At 70.4% G+C, this 17570-nt stretch carries 19 protein-coding genes; 6 read left to right on the top strand and 13 right to left on the bottom strand.

Going from position 1 to position 17570, the window contains the following annotated elements:
- Positions 1-184 precede the first annotated feature (184 nt).
- Complete coding sequence (locus ACLHG5_RS10650; protein WP_411318772.1) at positions 185-634, bottom strand: iron chaperone; 450 nt, start codon at positions 632-634, stop codon at positions 185-187.
- A 254-nt stretch (positions 635-888) separates the two neighbouring features.
- Between ACLHG5_RS10650 and ACLHG5_RS10655 the strand changes: the two genes are divergently transcribed.
- Entirely contained in the window at positions 889-1404 is a 516-nt protein-coding gene (locus ACLHG5_RS10655) for a GNAT family N-acetyltransferase (protein WP_411318773.1), read from the top strand.
- Positions 1405-1414: 10 nt separating this feature from the next.
- Here ACLHG5_RS10655 and ACLHG5_RS10660 read toward each other — a convergent pair whose 3' ends face one another.
- Positions 1415-2062 (bottom strand): LuxR C-terminal-related transcriptional regulator, encoded by a 648-nt coding sequence (locus ACLHG5_RS10660; protein WP_411316729.1) that lies wholly within the window; start codon positions 2060-2062, stop codon positions 1415-1417.
- Complete coding sequence (locus ACLHG5_RS10665) at positions 2055-3227, bottom strand: PspC domain-containing protein (protein WP_411318774.1); 1173 nt, start codon at positions 3225-3227, stop codon at positions 2055-2057. Before ACLHG5_RS10665 ends, ACLHG5_RS10660 begins: the two co-directional genes overlap by 8 nt.
- Positions 3228-3341: 114 nt before the next feature.
- On the opposite strand from ACLHG5_RS10665, the gene ACLHG5_RS10670 reads away from it, so the two are divergent.
- Both ACLHG5_RS10670 and ACLHG5_RS10675 read left to right on the top strand, forming a co-directional pair.
- Positions 3342-4982 carry a PspC domain-containing protein gene (locus ACLHG5_RS10670; RefSeq protein ID WP_411318776.1) on the top strand — a complete coding sequence of 547 codons (1641 nt, stop codon included), beginning with the start codon at positions 3342-3344 and terminating at the stop codon, positions 4980-4982.
- Positions 4975-5250 (top strand): hypothetical protein, encoded by a 276-nt coding sequence (locus ACLHG5_RS10675; protein ID WP_411318778.1) that lies wholly within the window; start codon positions 4975-4977, stop codon positions 5248-5250. Before ACLHG5_RS10670 ends, ACLHG5_RS10675 begins: the two co-directional genes overlap by 8 nt.
- A gap of 166 nt (positions 5251-5416) precedes the next feature.
- Here the strand turns inward: ACLHG5_RS10675 and ACLHG5_RS10680 are convergent, their stop codons facing one another.
- The 4 genes from ACLHG5_RS10680 to ACLHG5_RS10695 form a co-directional block, all read right to left on the bottom strand.
- The gene (locus tag ACLHG5_RS10680) at positions 5417-5824 is read right to left on the bottom strand and encodes a VOC family protein (RefSeq protein ID WP_411318780.1); all 408 of its coding nucleotides are present in this window, start codon (positions 5822-5824) and stop codon (positions 5417-5419) included.
- A gap of 1 nt (position 5825) precedes the next feature.
- Positions 5826-6188, bottom strand: a complete 363-nt coding sequence (locus tag ACLHG5_RS10685) for a cupin domain-containing protein (protein ID WP_411318781.1) — start codon at positions 6186-6188, stop codon at positions 5826-5828.
- A 141-nt stretch (positions 6189-6329) separates the two neighbouring features.
- Positions 6330-6872, bottom strand: a complete 543-nt coding sequence (locus ACLHG5_RS10690; RefSeq protein ID WP_411318783.1) for a hypothetical protein — start codon at positions 6870-6872, stop codon at positions 6330-6332.
- Between the two features lie 17 nt (positions 6873-6889).
- The gene (locus ACLHG5_RS10695) at positions 6890-7240 is read right to left on the bottom strand and encodes a hypothetical protein (protein ID WP_411316722.1); all 351 of its coding nucleotides are present in this window, start codon (positions 7238-7240) and stop codon (positions 6890-6892) included.
- Positions 7241-7413: 173 nt separating this feature from the next.
- Between ACLHG5_RS10695 and ACLHG5_RS10700 the strand changes: the two genes are divergently transcribed.
- On the top strand, positions 7414-8133 hold the full coding sequence (locus ACLHG5_RS10700; protein WP_411318784.1) for an NAD(P)H-hydrate epimerase: 720 nt from the start codon (positions 7414-7416) through the stop codon (positions 8131-8133).
- An 86-nt stretch (positions 8134-8219) separates the two neighbouring features.
- Here ACLHG5_RS10700 and ACLHG5_RS10705 read toward each other — a convergent pair whose 3' ends face one another.
- The 6 genes from ACLHG5_RS10705 to ACLHG5_RS10730 form a co-directional block, all read right to left on the bottom strand.
- Positions 8220-8699, bottom strand: coding sequence for a hypothetical protein (locus ACLHG5_RS10705; RefSeq protein WP_411318785.1), 480 nt, complete (start codon positions 8697-8699; stop codon positions 8220-8222).
- A 242-nt stretch (positions 8700-8941) separates the two neighbouring features.
- Positions 8942-9484, bottom strand: a complete 543-nt coding sequence (locus tag ACLHG5_RS10710) for an MOSC domain-containing protein (RefSeq protein ID WP_411318995.1) — start codon at positions 9482-9484, stop codon at positions 8942-8944.
- A gap of 219 nt (positions 9485-9703) precedes the next feature.
- Complete coding sequence (gene bla, locus ACLHG5_RS10715; protein ID WP_411318787.1) at positions 9704-10687, bottom strand: class A beta-lactamase; 984 nt, start codon at positions 10685-10687, stop codon at positions 9704-9706.
- The gene (locus ACLHG5_RS10720) at positions 10684-11178 is read right to left on the bottom strand and encodes an FBP domain-containing protein (protein WP_411318788.1); all 495 of its coding nucleotides are present in this window, start codon (positions 11176-11178) and stop codon (positions 10684-10686) included. The genes bla and ACLHG5_RS10720 overlap by 4 nt, the downstream gene beginning before the upstream one ends.
- Before the next feature lie 431 nt (positions 11179-11609).
- The gene (locus ACLHG5_RS10725; RefSeq protein WP_411318789.1) at positions 11610-12572 is read right to left on the bottom strand and encodes an intradiol ring-cleavage dioxygenase; all 963 of its coding nucleotides are present in this window, start codon (positions 12570-12572) and stop codon (positions 11610-11612) included.
- Between the two features lie 333 nt (positions 12573-12905).
- Positions 12906-13919 (bottom strand): LacI family DNA-binding transcriptional regulator, encoded by a 1014-nt coding sequence (locus ACLHG5_RS10730; RefSeq protein ID WP_411316717.1) that lies wholly within the window; start codon positions 13917-13919, stop codon positions 12906-12908.
- Positions 13920-14112: 193 nt separating this feature from the next.
- Here ACLHG5_RS10730 and ACLHG5_RS10735 point away from each other — a divergent pair, with 193 nt between their 5' ends.
- Together ACLHG5_RS10735 and ACLHG5_RS10740 are read left to right on the top strand one after the other, a co-directional pair.
- Positions 14113-16146 carry a beta-galactosidase gene (locus ACLHG5_RS10735; RefSeq protein WP_411318791.1) on the top strand — a complete coding sequence of 678 codons (2034 nt, stop codon included), beginning with the start codon at positions 14113-14115 and terminating at the stop codon, positions 16144-16146.
- Between the two features lie 173 nt (positions 16147-16319).
- Positions 16320-17540: an extracellular solute-binding protein gene (locus tag ACLHG5_RS10740; protein ID WP_411316715.1), complete on the top strand. Its 1221-nt coding sequence runs from the start codon at positions 16320-16322 to the stop codon at positions 17538-17540.
- The last annotated feature ends 30 nt before the right edge of the window (positions 17541-17570 follow it).

The following is a 17570-nucleotide window of genomic DNA, read 5'->3' on the forward strand; positions in this document are numbered from 1 at the left end:
CGGGCGAACCCGGCGGTGTGGGTGCGCGCGGCAAGAGCGCGCGGGGTGGAGTGGGCAGCACGGGGTGCGATCGCGGTCGCGGTCGCGGTCGCGAATGGTCGCTACCGATCGCCCTCAACGCCGAATGCGACCGCGATCGACGTGTACGAGCCGTCCGCAGAGGGGGCGCGCGGATGCTGGGCGCTCAGCCGGCAGCCTTGGTGACCAGCTCGCGCAACTGCGCCTCGACGGCGTCGGTCACCTCGAGCACGGCGAACGACGTGGGCCAGAAGACGCCCTCGTCGAGGAGGGCTTCTTCGTTGAACCCGATGGATCCGTAACGCGTGTCGAACTTCGACTTCGGTTGGAAGAAGACCACGACCTTGCCGTCGCGGGCGTACGACGGGAAGCCGTACCAGGTCTTGGGGTCGAGGTGCGGCGCCACCTCCGTGACGATGGCGTGCAACCGCTCGGCGACGGCCCGATCCGACCCCTCGAGCCCCTCGATGGCGTCGACGCACGCCTGGGCTTCGCGCTGCTTCTTCGCCGACCCGGTGCCGCCCTTTGCCTGCTCGCGCAGTTCGGCCGCGCGCTGTTTCATCGCGGCGAGCTCGACATCGCTGAACCCCGACTCGGTGTGGTCGTCCGTCACCATGGTGTTCCCTTCGTTCCCCAGAAGAGTGGCCCTTTTCGGCTGCGCGAGCAAGGCTCGCGCTGCGGAATCGGCGTGTGCGCGGGCTCCGGCCGCGCGATCCGCAGCATCCGCGCGATCGCCGTCGCAAACGGTGGTCCAGTGTTGGTCGAAACAGCGTTTTGCGACCACGATGCGGCCTCAACCCGCGCCACCCCCTCCCGCACGCGCGCGCCTCGCGACACTCGACTTCCCCCGGGGCCCACTACGGTGTCGTCGTGCCCCTCGCTGACGTCACCATCCGCACCACCACCGAAGACGATTGGCCGCGCGTGCGCGAACTGCGCGTCGAGAACGCGACCGACAACCCCATCTCCTACGGCGCGACCCTCGAGACGACTCTCGCGATGACTGAGGACGACTGGCGGATGCGCGCCCGCCGAGGCCAGGCCGACGACGCGACCAGCATCGTGGCCATCGAGACAGCCACGGGGCGGTGGATCGGCATGATGAGCGCGCAGACCGGCGATCACGACGGGCCCGAGCTCATCCTCACCGGGGTCTATGTCACGCCCGACTTCCGCGGTCGCGAGCGCGGTGTCGCCGACGCGCTCCTCGATCGGATCGTGGCGTGGGCGACCGAGCGCGGCGACGTGCTGCGACTGTGGGTCGACGAGAACGGCGCACCCGCGAAACGGTTCTATGAGCGGCACGGTTTCACCCCGACCGGTCGCTCGCGCCCGATCGGCTTCGCCGAGGGCCGCACCCTCGAGATGATGCGGCGGCTGCGCTGAGCGGGTCGCGCTACAGCAGCTTTCGCTCCAACGCCCACGCCGTGAGTTCGTGGCGTGACGAGAGCTGCAGTTTGCGCAGCACCGCCGAGACGTGCGACTCCACGGTCTTCACCGAGATGAACAGATCGGTCGCGACCTCGCGGTAGGAGTATCCGCGGGCGATGAGGCGCATCACCTCCTGCTCGCGAGCCGAGAGGCGGTCGAGCTCGTCGCTCGTCTCGGCCTGCTCGCCCGCGACGGCACCGAACGCGTCGAGCACGAACCCGGCGAGGCGCGGCGAGAACACGGCGTCTCCCCCGGCCACCGCCGCGACGGCGCGTGAGACCTCCTCGCCCGAGCTGCCCTTGGTGATGTAGCCGCGAGCGCCCGCCCGGATGACCCCGACGACGTCTTCGGCGGAGTCCGAGACACTCAGGGCCAGAAACCGCACCTCGCCGAGCAGAGCACTCGACCGCCGGAGCACTTCGGCGCCCCCGCCGCCCGCCCCGCCCGGGAGGTGCACGTCGAGCAGCACGACGCGCGGCCGATGCTCGGCGATGAGCGTGACCGCCTCATCGACCGTCGCGGCCTCCGCCACGACATTGAGCGACGCGTCGAGGTCGCTGCGCAGACCGGAGCGGAAAATCGAGTGGTCGTCGACGATGAGCACATCAATCACGGGGAGCCTCCAAACGCAAATGTACTTCGGTGCCCGCGCCGCCCGCACCGGGGCGCACCGTGGCCGAACCGCCGGCACGCGACATCCGCCCGATGATCGACTCCCGGATGCCGAGCCGGTCTGCGGGCAGGGCATCGAGGTCGACCCCCGGCCCGCGGTCGCGCACGAACACGTCGGTCGAGCCTGGCAGGGTCTCGAGGTAGACCGAGACGTCGCCGCCCGCGTGCCTCGCCGCGTTGAGCATCGCCTCGCGGGCCGCAGCGAGAAGCGGGGCCGACGCCGGCTCGTCGGAGGCCCCGGCCGAGACGACGTCGATGCGCACCGGAAAGTCGAGTTCGACGGATGCCGCGACCCGCCGCAGTTCGGTCGCGAGGTCGCCCGCGGCGGGTTCCTCCGCGGCGAACAGCCAATCGCGCAGCTCCCGTTCTTGCGCCCGCGCGATGCGCGCGACCTCGCTCGAGGCACCCGCCCGGTTCTGGATGAGGGCGAGAGTCTGCAGCACGGAGTCGTGCAGGTGGGCCGCGATCTCGGCGCGCTGCTCCTCGCGCACACGCGCCGAGCGCTCGCGCATGAGCTCCGTCCAGAGGGTGACGACGCGGGGCGCGGCGATCACGGCGACCGCGAGCACCACGAGGCCGACCCCGAGCACGGCGTTGACCGCGTTGGGGCGGCTCGCGAGCGCCACCGCCCCCGCCACGAACAGCAAGCCGGCCGACGCGATGCGCACGATCGTGCCGTAGCGCGGCGACCGGCCGGGGTCGTGGCGGTCGAAGTAGAGGCTCCATCCGACGGCGGTGCCGGCGGCACCCGTGACGACGAGGAGCGCGAGCGACGCGCGGCCCTCCGCGGCAGCGAACGACTCGAACGCCACGAGCGAGGCGACCGCCGCGACCGCCACGAGCAACGCCGCGACGGGGGCGCGACGCGTCACGGCGGTGTCGTCGACATCCGAGTCCGGGGTCGCGTGGGCCGGCTCGAGGGGAACGAGCGCCCACAGCCAGAGGTAGAGCAACGCTCCGCCGCCACCCGCCACGGCGAGCACGATCATGGCGACACGCACGGCGCGCACCGAGAAACCGAGGTGCATCGACAGCGCCTCGCACACCCCGCCGAGAATGACACGGCGTGGCCGCGCGAGAGGCGGCCGGTGGTGGGGTGTCGTCACCCCGTCATCCAACCAGAGGGCGTCGGCGGCAGCGCACCCCCAGCGAGAAGATCAGGGTGCGATGGGGGTCATCCCCCATGGCCGCCGAGGCCCGCCCGCGGCCATCATCGACTCATGGCTACCGACACCCCCGGCGACTCGACCACCGAGACCCCGCCGCCCGCTTCAGACACTCCACCCCTCGCCGGCACGAACCGCTTCTTCGACTGGATGCGGGGACTCGACCTCCCCCGACGCCCCGGCTGGATCGGCGGGGTGTGCGCGGGCATCGCCGAGCGGCTCGGCATCGACCCGATCATCGTGCGCGGCATCGTCGTCGTGCTCGCGGTGCTCGGCGGACCCGCGCTGCTGCTCTACGCCGCGGCCTGGCTGCTGCTGCCCGACGGCTCAGACAAGATCCACCTCGAGCAGGTGTTCCGCGGCCGCGTCGAATCACCGATCGCCGGAATCGGCACCCTGCTGCTCCTCTCGATGCTCCCCGTGAGCCAGGGCTTCTGGGCCATCGGCTCCGTCTGGCAGGGCGAGCCGTATTGGGGCGACTCGTTCGGCCGAGCCCTCTGGACGATCGTCGTGCTCGGCCTCATCGTGACCCTCATCGTGCTCGTCGCCCGGCGCTCGAGCTCCCAGCCCGGCTCCTCCGCGGGGTGGCCGGATGGCGCCTACCGCGCGCCCTACGACGGCCCGACGGTCGCGACGCCGACATCCGGCGCGGAGGCATCCTTCGCGACGAGCGCGGCTGCGGGCACGGCAGGTGGCGCAGCCGCGGGCACAGCGCCGACCACGACGGCGGGCACGCCACCCACAGCTCCACCCGCCCCACCGCGCGACGCGTCCGCGGAGGAGTTCGCCGCGTGGCGCGAACACCAGGCACTCTTCGCCGCCCAGAACGACGCGTTCCGTCGACAGCAGCAGGCCGAGCGTCACGCGGCCTCGCAAGCCGCGCAGGCTCGGGCTCGCGCCGAACGAGCGGAGCGCGCCGCAGTCGAACGTGCGGAGAACGCCCGCACCCGGTCGAACCCGCTCTTCTCCTTCGTCGTCATCGGCTTGTCTCTCATCGCCGGGGGCCTCAGCTTCATCGCCGTGCGCGCCGGCAGCGACACCGCGTCGGCGGTGCTCCCCGCCCTGAGCGTCACCCTCGCCGTGCTCGCGGTCGGCATCATCATCAACGGGGTGATCGGCAAGCGCTCCGGTGGGGCATCCGGTGTCGCGATCGTGGTGCTCACCTCCCTGATCATCACGGGGCTCGTGCCCGACAACCCGAGGGTGGACGTCGTCGGCCAGATGACCTACACGCCCTCCGCATCCTCCGCGGCCGCGGGCCAGAATCCGAACGACATCGTCGTGGCGGCGGGCGACGTGACCGTCGACCTGCGGGAGTTCTACGCGGATGGCGCGGCGAACGCGCCGTCGCGATTCGGCGCCGACCCCTCAGAAGTGAACCTCGTCATCGGGGCGGGCACGGTCACTGTGCTGCTGCCCGCCGACGAGCGCGCGACGGTCGAGGCGACGGTGCTCGCCGGCGAGATCGAGGCGGCCCCCGGCTCCACCTCCGGCATCGGGAACGGCGCCAGCACCCTCGGGTTCGAAGACCGCGGGGTATTGCGCCACATCTCGACCGCCTACGGGGCCGAACGCACCGCCGACCAGAGCCCCGCAGACCGGTCGATCGACCTCACCGTGACCCTGGGCGCGGGCGAGGTCGTCATCATCCGCGACCTCGACACGACACCGACAGAAGGAAACGGCAATGACTGACCCGCGCACCGCACCCACCCAGCAGTACCCCACCTCGCTCCTCACCCCGGACGCGGCCCCCGAGCGCACGATGCGGGCGGGAACCGTCGTGTGGGGGCTCATCCTCTTCGTCGTCGCCGCCCTCACCTTCGTCGTGACGACCCTCGAACCCGACTTCGTCACGGGCGAAGTGGTGGTCTGGGCCGTCGTCGGGCTCGGCGCGGTGCTCGTCGCCGCGGGCGTGATCGGCGCGATCGCGCGGGCGGCGCGGCGACGCGACGACGACTGAGCGGGGTGGGGGCGGGCGGTGCGGGCGCGGCGGGCGCGCGGCGCGCACGCGCCCGACCCACGCCACATCCGCCGCCCATTTCGGCATCCGCCCGCCATTTCTGGGCGGCGGATGCCGAAACGAGCAGCGAGCGCGCCGGCTCCCGCTCCAGACGCCCCGCCTCGTTTCAGCCGCTGAAAGCACTCGCGAAGTCGGCCGACGGTGCGATCTCCTCGATCACGTCGACGAGGATGCGGTCGGGCCCCTCGACGATGAAGTGCCTCTGGCCGAATGACTCGTCGCGGAGATCGAGGCGGCACGGCAGGCCCGCATCCGTGACGAGACGCGCGTACTCCGCCGTCGCGTCGTCCACCTCGATGTTGAGAAGAACGCCCGAGACGGCTGTGCCGAACCCCGCAGGGATCGTCGGGTGGTCGTGGGAGACGAAGGCGAGCTCATGGGCGTCGCGCCGCAAGCTCACGTACCAGTGGGCCGCGAACGTCTCCACGAACTCGAAATGGGTTGTGAAGAACGCGGCACGCGCGGCCGGGTCACTCACGGCGAGCACGGGATAGATGCTTCGCACGGTCGACATGTCACTCCTCGGTTGGCGGGGCGCTCGGCATCCGGTCCTCCTGCACCATGCGGGGCGAAGCGTGGATGCACATGATGCGGAGGACGTCGCTGCCGGTGTTGGTGAAGCCGTGCCAGGTGTCGGCCTGCACGACCGCGCTGTCGCCCTCGCGTGCGACGACGGTGTCGTCGCCCAGACGGATCGTGGCCTCCCCCTCGAGCACCGACCAGGTCTCGGTGTAGGGGTGGCGGTGGAGGTCGGGGCCCTGCCCGGGGTCGTTGGTGACGAGGAAGAAGCTCACCTCGGAGCCGTGATCCTCGCCCTCGAACCGGAGTGTGCGGCTGCCGGGGACTCGCACGGCGTCGGCCGGGATGACGGCGCTCACCGACGGCTCCGGCAGCGTGAATGTGCGCCGATGCTCATCATGCGGGAACGGTACCGAGCGGCACGCGGCGCGTCAACAGGCCGGTGCAACTCACCTCAGCGAGCGTCGCGTTCGCCGATCCGCTCCTCGCCGTATCCAGCGCTAGCCGGTCGCCAGTTGCTCGCGAAGGCCTCGAACCTTCGCTCGACGAACGCGGGCCTCGAGAACGGTCACGATCGCGAGCGCGAACATCAGCACGGCACCACCCCACAGGAACGGCTCGTATCTCGACGGCTCTCCCGTGGCGGCAATGACGGCGATGAGAATGCTGGCGACCACAAAGAACGCCGCATACAGGCGCGCGAGTATCAGCGACCTCTCTTGTCGTGACAGAAGCAGGTCCCAGGTCTGCGGATCGAGAACATCCGACAGCGTGCGCGTCCTGAGCGCGCCCATCACCGCGGCCGACCCGGCGTGCCCGCCCGCCCGTTTGAGGTTGAAGGCCATGACGCCTCCCATGAAAGCGCCGAAGAAGACGCCCGTCAGCACCCCTTGGACGAGCCCGACGTGGAGGGGCAACGGCTCGATCAGGAGCTGGGAGACGAGCGTGTTGACCACCCCGAAGAACGTTCCGCTGTAGACAGCGGAGAGCGCCACCGACCTTCGCTCACGCGCCGTGAGCCGATGCGCTGGTCGCGTCTTCATGGGAAGAGAATAATTGCTCACTCGAGTGGCCCGCGTGCCGGGGGTGCCCCGCTGTCTCGCCTCGCGTCCAGTTGCTCTCTCAGCGCTCGCAGACCTACGCGCCGGTCGCGGGCGTTTACGAGCAGGAAGACGGCCATGACGAGGAGAAAAATCGCCCCACCCGCTGACATCGCATCACCGGTCCAGAAAACGAGACCCTCGGTGACACCGAAGTAGATCACCACGCCGACGCACAGGAGCGAGGAAATCGGTGCGAACTTCAATGCCGCTTGCTGTTGGACGATCATCGGGTCCCACACGAGCCAGTCGGCATCCTGGGGAAGAGTGCGCCTGAGAACCGCGCGACGGAAGGCGAAGCTGCCCGCCATGAAACCTCCCGGAGGCGTGCTCCGATCTCGTCCCGGCGGGGGTACTCGCTTCTCCGTGGCCACAGGCGAAGAATAATCGCTCTCGGACAGCGGATGACGCGGGCCGGCGCGCCACGCCAGAACCGGTCGATCTCGCTCCACCGGGTGGCCGCAGAGTCAGCAAGCGTGATGGGATGGCGGCCATGACTCGTCACGGTTACACCGCAGCGCAAGTACGCCGAGGCGAGGAGCCATTGCTCGCGGCCGGAATGCCGCTCATGCGCCGGGCAGCGGCCGGGCTCGCCGCCGAGATCCGGGCGACACTCGCCTCGCGCCCGATTCGAGGGGGCGACGACACCGTGCGCATTCTCATGCTCGTCGGCTCGGGGAACAACGGCGGTGACGCCCTTTTCGCTGCGGCGGAGCTCGCCGCGAGCGGCATCGCCGTGACGGCAGTCGCCACAGCAGACGGCGTGCACGCTGAGGCCCTCGAGGCCGCGACGTCGGCGGGGGTCGGGATGCGGCGCGGCGTCAGCGCAGACGAGATCGCGGGCCTTTCGTCGACGAGCGACGTCATCGTCGACGGCATCCTCGGAACCGGAAGCGGCGCCGCCGACAGAGCCGCGCTTCGCGGACGAGCCCGAGCCCTCGTCGTCGCTCTTCTGCCCACGCTCGAGACACCAGACCGCCCCGCGATCGTCGCCGTCGACCTTCCGAGCGGCGTCTCGCCAGACGACGGTGCCGTGCCGGATTCTGCGGTTCTCACCGCAGACGTCACGGTCACGTTCGGCGCGATCAAGGCCGGACTTCTCCTCCCGCCCGGATCGCGCTACGCCGGTCGAGTTGTCGTCGTCGACATCGGCCTCGCGCCGAAGCTCAAGGGTGTTGTGCCGGCGATCACCGTCGACGCCTGAATGCTCGCGCAGCACGCAGCACGCCTCACGGTCACCGTCCTCGACCGGCGGCCGGTGAGGCGCACCACGCTCAGCTCCACTCCGCTTCAACGGCGCTCGGGAAACCGGTCGATCTCGCCGCGCCATTCGGCCGCGGCGTCGGCGAGCGCCGCGAGATCGACCGTGACGTCGACGGTCGCGGTGGCCGTGTCACGCTCGGCAGGCCCCTGCGGTGGTGCGGCCTCCTGGTCGAGAAAGACGCGGATCGTCACCGCGCCCCCGGCATAACCGACGACCCCGAACGCGAGATTCGGTTCGACGAACGTGAGCGTCGGGAGGGCCGGCGGCGCGACGACCATGGGGGCCTCAACCCGATCGACCACGCGAGTCAACCAGTCGTGCAGCGCCTCTGCTTCCGTCACGAGGATCGACGGATGTCGAAAGGTCCACGACGCGGATGCCGTCACCACGCGCCCCTCGACGACGAGCCAGTTGTCGTCCCAGTCATCACCCGACACCTCGGCGAACTCGTAGTCGACCGGCGTCAGCACGACCTCCGTCGCGGTGCGGGTGTCAGCGAGTCGCACGCGACATCCGTGCGTAGCGGGCCGAACTTTCGGTGCCATCCGTTCTCGTCATCGGGCAAGCCTAGGAGCTCCGATCGCCGTCGCGCCGGGCGTATCGGCATCCGCCGCCCATCTTTGCGGCGCGGATGCCGAAACGGGCGGCGGATAGTGGGCACCGGGCGGCGGGCGGGCACCGGGAAGCCACCACTTCCCGTCGACGACATCCGTGCCTCATCCGCCGGGCACAGTCAGCGTGGGTCGGCTCACACGGGCGCGAGCGGCAGCCTCTCCCCCTCAGGCAACTCCACACGGATGCTCTCACCCGCGCGCACGACGCCGCCCGCGAGCACCACGGCCATCACGCCCGCCCGGCGCACGACGGTGCCGTCGGCGCCCCGCCCCACCACCTCGGCGAGCAGGCCGGGCTGGAACCCGTTGATCTGCTGACACGGGTTTCGCAGCCCGGTCACGCGGAGGACGGCATCCGACCCCAGGCGCAGGATCGCACCGGTCGGCAGCCCGAGGAGGTCGACGCCGACCGTTGTGAGGTTCTCGCCCAGCTGCCCCGGGCTGACATCGAAACCGGCCTCGGCGAGTGTGTCGAAAAGCTCCGAGTGGATGAGGTGCACCTGCCGGAGGTTCTCGACGGAGGGGTCTCGCGCGACTCGCGAGCGGTGCTGCACTGTCGGGCCGGCGTGCGCGTCACCCTCTACGCCGATGCCCTCCACGAGGGTGATCGCGTCAGCGACGGGTTTGCTGAAGCGGTGGTCGTCGTCGCGTGCGACGGCGACGACGCGCGGCTCGATCGAGGGGGGAACCGCAGACGGAGCTGGGGCTGGTGCTAGTGCTGGTGAGGTCACGAAAAGATTCTGTCGCGCTCGGTGCCGGAGCGCACTCACGCCCGCCCGCGGTTCCGCCGCCCCAATTTGCATCCGCCGGCCACAGATGGGCGGCGGATGCAAGAAGGGCGAGCGGATGTCGGCGGCCCGGGCCGCGCGCAGCGCGCGGCCCGCGCGCCCGCGACCTCAGTCCATCGCGCCGAGGGCATGCACGGCCACCGCGGCCGCTTCGGCGATGAGGCGGTCGTCGCGCTCGGCGTCCGCTGCGCCCCGGCTCGACATGACCGCGATGACGATCGGCGCGCCATCCGTCGGCCACACCACCGCGATGTCGTTGCGCGTGCCGTAGCCACCCGAACCCGACTTGTCGCCCACAACCCACTCGCTCGGCAGGTCGGCCCGCACGAGGGTGTCACCCGTCTCGGTCGCCGTCATCCAGCCCACGAGCTGTGCTCGTTCGGCCGCAGGCAGGATGTCTCCGAGCACGTATTCGCGCAGGGTGTCGGCCATGGCGCGGGGCGTGCTCGTGTCGCGATCGTCGCCCGGAGTCGCCTCATTGAGCTCGGGCTCGATGCGCGACACGGTTGTGGCCTCGCCTCCCGCCTCGGCGAGCAGACGATCGAGCTCGTCGGGCCCACCGACGGCGTCGAAGAGGTAGTTGCCCGCCGTGTTGTCGCTCACGGTGAGCGCGGCGTCGGCGACATCCGCGAGAGTCATGCTCCCGCCGACACGGGTCTCGACCACGGGCGAATACGTCACGAGGTCGTCGGCCGAGACCGTCACGGTCGCCTGCATCCCGTCGACGCCGAGCAGGTCGAGGGCGGCTCCCGCGGCGAGCGCCTTGATCGTCGACGCGTAGGCGAAACGCTCGTCGGCACGCCACTCGACGATGCCGCCCGTCGCGTCGCTGCCCGACCCGTTCTCGGGGTCGGGTGCAGCGCCGAGCGAACCGATCTGGATCGCCATCACGCCGAGCCGCGCGTCGAACCGTGCCTCGAGCTCCTCGAACTCCGCGCTCGCGTCGACGACAGCGGGAGCCGCGGATGTCGACGGGCTCGGCGTCGGGGCCGCACTCGAGCTCGAGGCTTCCGACGTCGTGCCGCACCCCGAGAGCGCGACAGAGACGAGCGCCGCCGACGCCAGCGCGACGACGGCGGCGGCGCACCTCACGCTCCGCCCCCGAGCGTCGCCGCGAAGCTCGCCGTGCGGATGCGCAAGTCGTGGATGCGCTGGAGGCGCGCGGCCGCGAGGTCGAACCCCTCGTAGGCGAGCGGCGGATCTTTGCGCACGTTGGCGGAGCACTGGAACTCCTGGCACACGAGTGTTCCGACCGTGTTGCCGTTGCGCCCGGCCGGCCCGGGCCGCTTCGCGCTGTAGAAGACCACGTCGTTCGGCAGCCGCACATCCTGACACCAGGAGCACTGGGCACGCGAGCGCGGAGAGGCATCAGCCTGCTTGAACAGGATGCCGACGGGGTCGCCGTCGAGCGTCGGGATGACCGCGTAGGCGCGGCGCGGCTGCCTCGGGTCGCGCCACCCGAGGAAGTCGAGCGACCCCCAATCGAGGTCGTCGAAATCGGTGGGGAGAGTGATGTCGGTCGTCTCCTTGCGGGACGCGTTGATGAACGAGGCGCGCACGGCCTTGTCGGTGAGAGGGAACATGAGATGAACCAATCGTGAGGGCTCGACGGCGGTCAGCGCGGTCCGGACGGTCTGCATGTCTGGATGTCTGGACGTCTGGATCGACTGAATCGGCCGGGCGACTCGAACGGAGGCGAGGCAATCCGGTCGCGCTACTGCGAACGCTGCCGAGCGAAGGTGTGGGGTGTGGGGTCGGTGCTGCGCCGGTCGACGACGGACGACATCGCGCGTCGGACCGGCAGAGGGTCGGCTACCTGATGCCGGCGAAGAGCTCGCCGACAACCCCCAGACGCCCGAAGGCTGCGTTCGACCGGATGTTCACACGCCCACACTACGACGCACGCTTCAAGCGCGCATCCCACTGTGGGTGGAGCCGCGGAGGCCCGCAGGGCGTGGCGCATGCTGGCTCCTACTCGGGGCACGAGTGACGCGGCGCACGCACTCGGCGCACCTCAGCGAGGCGCTTCAGCGCCACCCCCGGCACCCCCGACTCCGGCCCCTCCCCCGCCGCTCGGCGCAGCGCCGGCCGTCGGGGCGGTCGACGTGTCGACTCGCACGGTGAGCGAGACGCGGTATCCGGATGTGGTGTCGCCGGTCACGGTCGCGAGCTGCAGTTGCCCGCCGTCGTCGCCGAAGACGTTGTCCGACTCGAGTGAGACCTGTTCGAGGTTGGCCGACGACCCGGCGTACTCGCTCGAGGCATACACCGCGCGGCTCACGTCGTCGGGCAGGGCCACTTGCGACGTCGAGATGGCGGTCGTCGAGTCGGTGATGTCTGCGACATCCGGGTAGACCTCGAAGTGGATGTGCGGCCAGCGGCCCGAGTAGCACGCCGGAAAGATGCTCGAGAAGCTCACGAGACCGTCTGCGTCGGCCACTTGCACACCGCGGAGGTACGTCTCGTCCTCCACCCCCGGCGAGTACATCGAATACAACCCGGCCGCGTCGCACTGCCACACGTAGACGGCGACTCCCGCGAATGGCGCGTCGCCGTTCGCCACGTCGAGCACGGTGAGGTCGAGGGTCATCGGCACGCCGGCGGCGGTCGTCCCGCCATCGAGACTGGTGCGGATGTCGCTCCGCACGATGCCCGACCGTTCGAGCACGTCGGGGCCGTTCGATCCGTCGCCCGGATACGGTCCCGCCGTCTCGTCGGGGATCTCGCCCTCGGCGGTCGCGGAGGAGGCGCCGCTCGACCCGCTCCCTGTCGATGACCCGGTCTCGCTCGTGCACGCGGCGAGGGTGAGCGCGCCCGCCCCCAGCCCGAGCAGGCTCAGCATCCCGCGGCGGCTCACGAGGGTGCGCATGTCGAACGACGCGCCCTGGTCGACGACCTCCTCATCCGCTCGATCGAGCAGCCGCCCCTCGTAGGCGGGGCCCTGCGGGGTGCGGTCTGGCTCGGGGATGCGGCTCATGGTGGATGCTTTCGGTCGCGAGTGTTCGGTCGCGACGAGCTTTGCGGCGGGACCGGTGAACGCGACATGCGCGGCGTATGAGGTTGCTATGGACGCCCGGGTCGACGTGCGGGGTCGGGGGCGGTCCTGCGCAGGGGCGGGGTGCGTTCCGCGCCTGTTCCCGCGCGCGCGGGGTAGGACTCCACACGAGACACGCCGGGAACGCGGATGCACGCGCGGCGCGCCGCACGCCGGCTCCTAGTCGAGGCTCGCCGGCGCCACATCCGCGCCCGCAAACACACACACACACGCCCACACCCGCGCCCACACACGCGCCGAGCACGACCCCTCGCGCTACGTGCTCTCCCGCACGACGAGCTCGGTGGGGAGGGTGACGCCCGCGCGGTCCTCCCCCGCGATGAGCCCGAGGAGGAGGTCGACCATCTCTTCGCTGATGCGCTCCCACGGCTGGCGCATGGTCGTGAGGGGCGGTTCGAGGCCCGAAGCGAGTCCGGAGTCGTCGAAACCGGCGACCGCGACATCTTCGGGAACGCGGCGACCCGCCCGTCGCAGAGCGGCGAGCGCTCCCGCCGCCATGCGGTCGTTCGCCGCGAACACCCCGTCGATGTCGGGCTCACGCTCGAGGAGTGCCGTCATCGCGGCGGTTCCCGATTCGACGCTGTAGTCACCCGCCTCGACGAGGGCGGGATCGAAACTCTCGCCGAGTTCGTCGCGGTATCCGACGAGCCGGAAGCGGCCGCCCGGGGTGTCGGCGGGTCCCGTGATGGTCGCGACGCGGCGACGCCCGCGGTCGAGGAGGTGTCGCGTGACGGCGCGCGCCGAACGTTCTTCGTCGACCGACACCGCTACGACGTCGCTCTCGTGCCCGAGCGGCAAACCGCAACACACGGTGGGGATGCCCGCGCGCAGGAGGGTGTCGAGCAGCGGGTCGGATTCGTGGGTCGAGATGAGCATGACGCCGTCGACGTGCCCGGCGGCGACGTAGTTGGCGACGTTGGCGCGCTCGTCTGGCGTGCTCGCGACGAGCAGCACGAGGGTCATCGACCGGCGCGCGAGCGACTCGGCGGCCCCGCGCAGCAGCAGGGCGAACGTGGGGTCGGCGAAGAGGAGGTGTTGTGGCTCGGTGAGGAGGAAGGCGAGTGAGTTTGCCCGGCCGGTGGCGAGGCTGCGCGCGGCGTGGTTGGTCGTGTATCCGGTCGACACGATGGCCTCTTCGACGGCGGTTCTCGCGGGCGCCGACACCCAGTGTCCGCCGTTGAGCACTCGCGACACCGTGCCGTACGAGACGCCTGCCGCGGCAGCGACGTCCCGGATCGTCGGCTTGCGCCGGAGCGCGGTCTCGTCCACGGCTCGGAACTCTACCGTGTCCGAGTGAGGGACCGTCAGAATTCGATGACCCACCTGTAACCGGTCACAGTTAGGTAACGCTCTCGGTCGCCGGCGGCAGTTCGGCTTAGGGTTACGGAACCGACTGTGAACGGTTACAGTCTATTCGTCGACATCGCGTCGGCACTCAACACCCTTGACTCGACGGAGCGTCATGACCCTTTCCTCCCTGTGGCCCGCGGTGCGCGGAATCGCCTACGGAGGCGACTACAACCCCGAGCAGTGGTCGCGGGAGACGTGGACCGAGGATGTCGCCCTCATGCGGGAGGGTGGAGTGACCCTCGTGAGCGTGGGCATCTTCTCGTGGGCCCTCATCGAGGTAGACGAGAACACGTTCGACTTCTCCTGGCTCGACGAGCTTCTCGACCTGCTGCACTCGAACGGCATCGCGGTCGACCTCGGAACCCCCACGGCATCGCCCCCGGCCTGGTTCTTCGCGCGCTATCCGGATGCCCGCGTCATCAACCGTGACGGCGTGGTCATGGGCTTCGGCGCTCGCGGAATGGCCTCGCCGTCGTCGGAGGCCTATCGCACGGCGGCCGTGCGCATCGCCTCGACGCTCGCCGAGCGCTACAGCGACCACCCCGCGGTCGTGATGTGGCACGTGCACAACGAATACGGCGTTCCCGTGGGCGAGGACTACTCCGAGCAATCGGTGCGGGCGTTCCGCAGCTGGTTGCGCGACAAATACGGCGACCTCGACGGGCTCAACGCCGCGTGGGGCACCGCGTTCTGGGGCCAGCACTACATCGACTGGGATCACGTCGGTGCTCCCGCCGCCGCCCCCTCGGTCGTCAACCCGTCGCAGCGCCTCGACTTCGCGCGGTTCACCGACCACCAGTTGCTCGCGTGCTACATCGCCGAGCGCGACGCCATCCGCGAGCACGCCGCGCAGCCGATCACGACCAACTTCATGGCCAACCAGGCGTGGACCACCGACCTCTGGGCGTGGGGCCGCGAAGTCGACATCGTCGCCGACGACCACTACCTGTGGGCCGCCGACGAGGAGGGCGAGATCGGCCTCTCGATCGCGGCCGACCTCTCCCGCTCGGTGGGCGGCGGTGCGCCGTGGATCATCATGGAGCACTCGACCTCCGCGGTGAACTGGCAGCCGCGCAACCACGCGAAGAGGCCGGGGGAACTCGCGCGCAACTCGCTCGCGCACGTCGCTCGCGGGGCCGACGCCGTGCTGTTCTTCCAGTGGCGCGCGTCGCGGTCGGGGGCGGAGAAGTTCCACTCGGCGATGCTCCCGCACGCAGGCACCCGCTCTCGCGTGTGGCGCGAGGTCGCCGCGCTCGGAGGCGACCTCCCCAAGCTCGATGAGCTCCGCGGCTCCCGCGTGAAAGCCGACGTCGCCGTTCTCTGGGACTTCGCGTCGTTCTGGGCGCAAGACCTCGAGTGGCGCCCGTCGAACGACCTCGACCACCGCGAGCGCATCCGCTCGTACTACGAGCGGCTCTGGCGCGACGACGTGACCGTCGACTTCGCCCTCCCCGGCCACGACCTCTCGGGTTACCGTCTCGTCGTCGCCCCCGCGCAATATCTCTTGAGCACCGCGGATGCCGCGAACCTCACGCGCTACGTCGAAGGCGGCGGCACCCTCGTCGTCTCCTTCTTCTCCGCGGTGGTCGACGAACGCGATGTCGTGCACGAGGGCGGGTTTGCCGCGCCCCTGCGGGATGTGCTCGGCACCCTCGTCGACGAGCATCTGCCACAGCGCGAGGGGGCGACATCCGCGCTCCGCTGGCACGACGGCTCCGAGGTCGCGGCCGACCTGTGGCAGGAGGACATCTCGGTCACGACCGCCGAGGTCGTCGCCGCCTACACCGCCGGCCCCCTCGCGGGCCAGCCCGCCGTCACGCGCAACCGCTTCGGCGCGGGAACGGCCTGGTACGTGAGCACGCGACTCGGCGACGATGCGATGCGGATACTGTTCGCCGACGTCTATGCGACGGCGGGCGTGCACCTCGGCTCCCCCGCCGATCGCGTCGAGGTCGTCACGCGGCGATCCGACGCCAGCGACTACGTCTTCGCGATCAACCACTCGGACGCCCCGGCGCAGGTGACGCTGCCCATCCGCACCGACGAGTCGGTCGAACTCCTGACGAACACCGCCGTGCGCGACGCGATCGAGGTCGCGGCGGGTGCCGTCGCGATCGTGCGAGTCGCCGCGGAAGGGAGCCCGTGACGACCCTCTCCCCTCCCGAGCCCCACGACCACCACCAACCCCACCACCACAAACCCCACGACCCACAGCTCCACGACATCGGCTCGGACCACCCGGTCTGAGCTCACCCCGGTCGCATCGCCGCGATCCGCCCAGAGGCGGCACGGCGCGACCCCTCTGGAAGGAAACAGCACATGCGCAAGACCCTGGGAATGGGTGCGGTCGCCATCGCCTCCGCACTCGTGCTCGCCGGTTGCTCCGGCGGCGACACCGAGACCGAGACCGCGAGCGGCGACGGCGCCGAACTCGTGATCTGGACGGATGCGGAGCGCGAAGACGCGATCCGCGCCGCCGCCGACGCGTTCGAGGAGGAGACGGGCGCGACCATCACGCTCGTGCAGAAGAACTTCGAAGACCTCCGCAACGACTTCATCGCCCAAGTGCCCACGGGCGAGGGACCCGACATCACCGTCGGTGCGCACGACTGGCTCGGAGCGCTCGTGACCGCGGGCGTCGTCAACACGATCGACCTCGGCGACGCGGCATCCGAGTTCGAGCCCGTCGCGCTCGAGGCCATGACCTACGACGGTCAGCTCTACGCCCTGCCCTACTCGCTCGAGACCGTCGCGCTGCTGCAGAACGTCGACCTCGTCGGAGACGAAGCCCCCACCGACTGGGACGACCTCGTCGAGCGCGGGCTCGAGTCGGGCGCCGAGCGCCCGTTCGTGATCAACACCGCGGGCGAGACGGGCGACGGCTACACGATGTACGGCCTGCAGACCTCCTTCGGCGCTCCCGTCTTCGTGCAAGACGACACCGGGTCGTACACGACCGAGGTCGGCATGGGCGGCGCGGAGGGTGAAGCCTTCGCTCAGTGGCTCTCCGAGAACGGCTCCGACGGAACCGGCTACCTCTCGACCACGATCGACTACGACATCAACCTCGAGCTCTTCCGCTCGGGCGAGACCCCGTACACCGTGCAGGGGCCGTGGGTCGTCAACGAGTTCCCCGACCTCGAGCTCGCGGTCAACCCGATCCCCTCGGCCGGTGGCGAGACCGCCGCTCCGTTCGTCGGAGTGCAGGGCTTCTACCTGAGCTCGCAGAGCGAGAACGAGCTGCTCGCGACCGAGTTCCTCGTCAACTTCCTCGGCCAGGAGGACGCCCAGCGCGCCCTCTACGAAGCGGACCCGCGCATCCCCGCCTACTCGACCGTCGCCGAGGAGGCCGCGTCCGACCCGATCACGGCAGGATTCCTCGCCTCGGCCCAGAACGGCGTGCCGATGCCGAGCATCCCCGAGATGGGTTCCGTCTGGGACCTCTGGAACTCCGCGGAGTCGCAGATCATCTCCGGCGCCGACCCCGTCGACACGTGGAACAGCATGGTCGTCGATCTCGAGAGCACCCTCGAGGGCTGACCCCATCGGGGCCGGTCGGGCGACCCGACC

Origin of the sequence: Marisediminicola sp. LYQ85 (assembly GCF_046600695.1) — a bacterium.
Taxonomy (GTDB): domain Bacteria; phylum Actinomycetota; class Actinomycetes; order Actinomycetales; family Microbacteriaceae; genus Marisediminicola.

Excerpts from the sequence above, each read along its gene's own strand:
- ACLHG5_RS10650 (WP_411318772.1), bottom strand. The coding sequence starts at position 634 with ATGGTGACGGACGACCACACCGAGTCGGGGTTCAGCGATGTCGAGCTC.
- ACLHG5_RS10670 (WP_411318776.1), top strand. The coding sequence starts at position 3,342 with ATGGCTACCGACACCCCCGGCGACTCGACCACCGAGACCCCGCCGCCC.
- ACLHG5_RS10675 (WP_411318778.1), top strand. The coding sequence starts at position 4,975 with ATGACTGACCCGCGCACCGCACCCACCCAGCAGTACCCCACCTCGCTC.
- ACLHG5_RS10680 (WP_411318780.1), bottom strand. The coding sequence starts at position 5,824 with ATGTCGACCGTGCGAAGCATCTATCCCGTGCTCGCCGTGAGTGACCCG.
- ACLHG5_RS10690 (WP_411318783.1), bottom strand. The coding sequence starts at position 6,872 with ATGAAGACGCGACCAGCGCATCGGCTCACGGCGCGTGAGCGAAGGTCG.
- ACLHG5_RS10695 (WP_411316722.1), bottom strand. The coding sequence starts at position 7,240 with ATGGCGGGCAGCTTCGCCTTCCGTCGCGCGGTTCTCAGGCGCACTCTT.
- ACLHG5_RS10700 (WP_411318784.1), top strand. The coding sequence starts at position 7,414 with ATGGCGGCCATGACTCGTCACGGTTACACCGCAGCGCAAGTACGCCGA.
- ACLHG5_RS10720 (WP_411318788.1), bottom strand. The coding sequence starts at position 11,178 with ATGTTCCCTCTCACCGACAAGGCCGTGCGCGCCTCGTTCATCAACGCG.
- ACLHG5_RS10725 (WP_411318789.1), bottom strand. The coding sequence starts at position 12,572 with ATGAGCCGCATCCCCGAGCCAGACCGCACCCCGCAGGGCCCCGCCTAC.
- ACLHG5_RS10735 (WP_411318791.1), top strand. The coding sequence starts at position 14,113 with ATGACCCTTTCCTCCCTGTGGCCCGCGGTGCGCGGAATCGCCTACGGA.
- ACLHG5_RS10740 (WP_411316715.1), top strand. The coding sequence starts at position 16,320 with ATGCGCAAGACCCTGGGAATGGGTGCGGTCGCCATCGCCTCCGCACTC.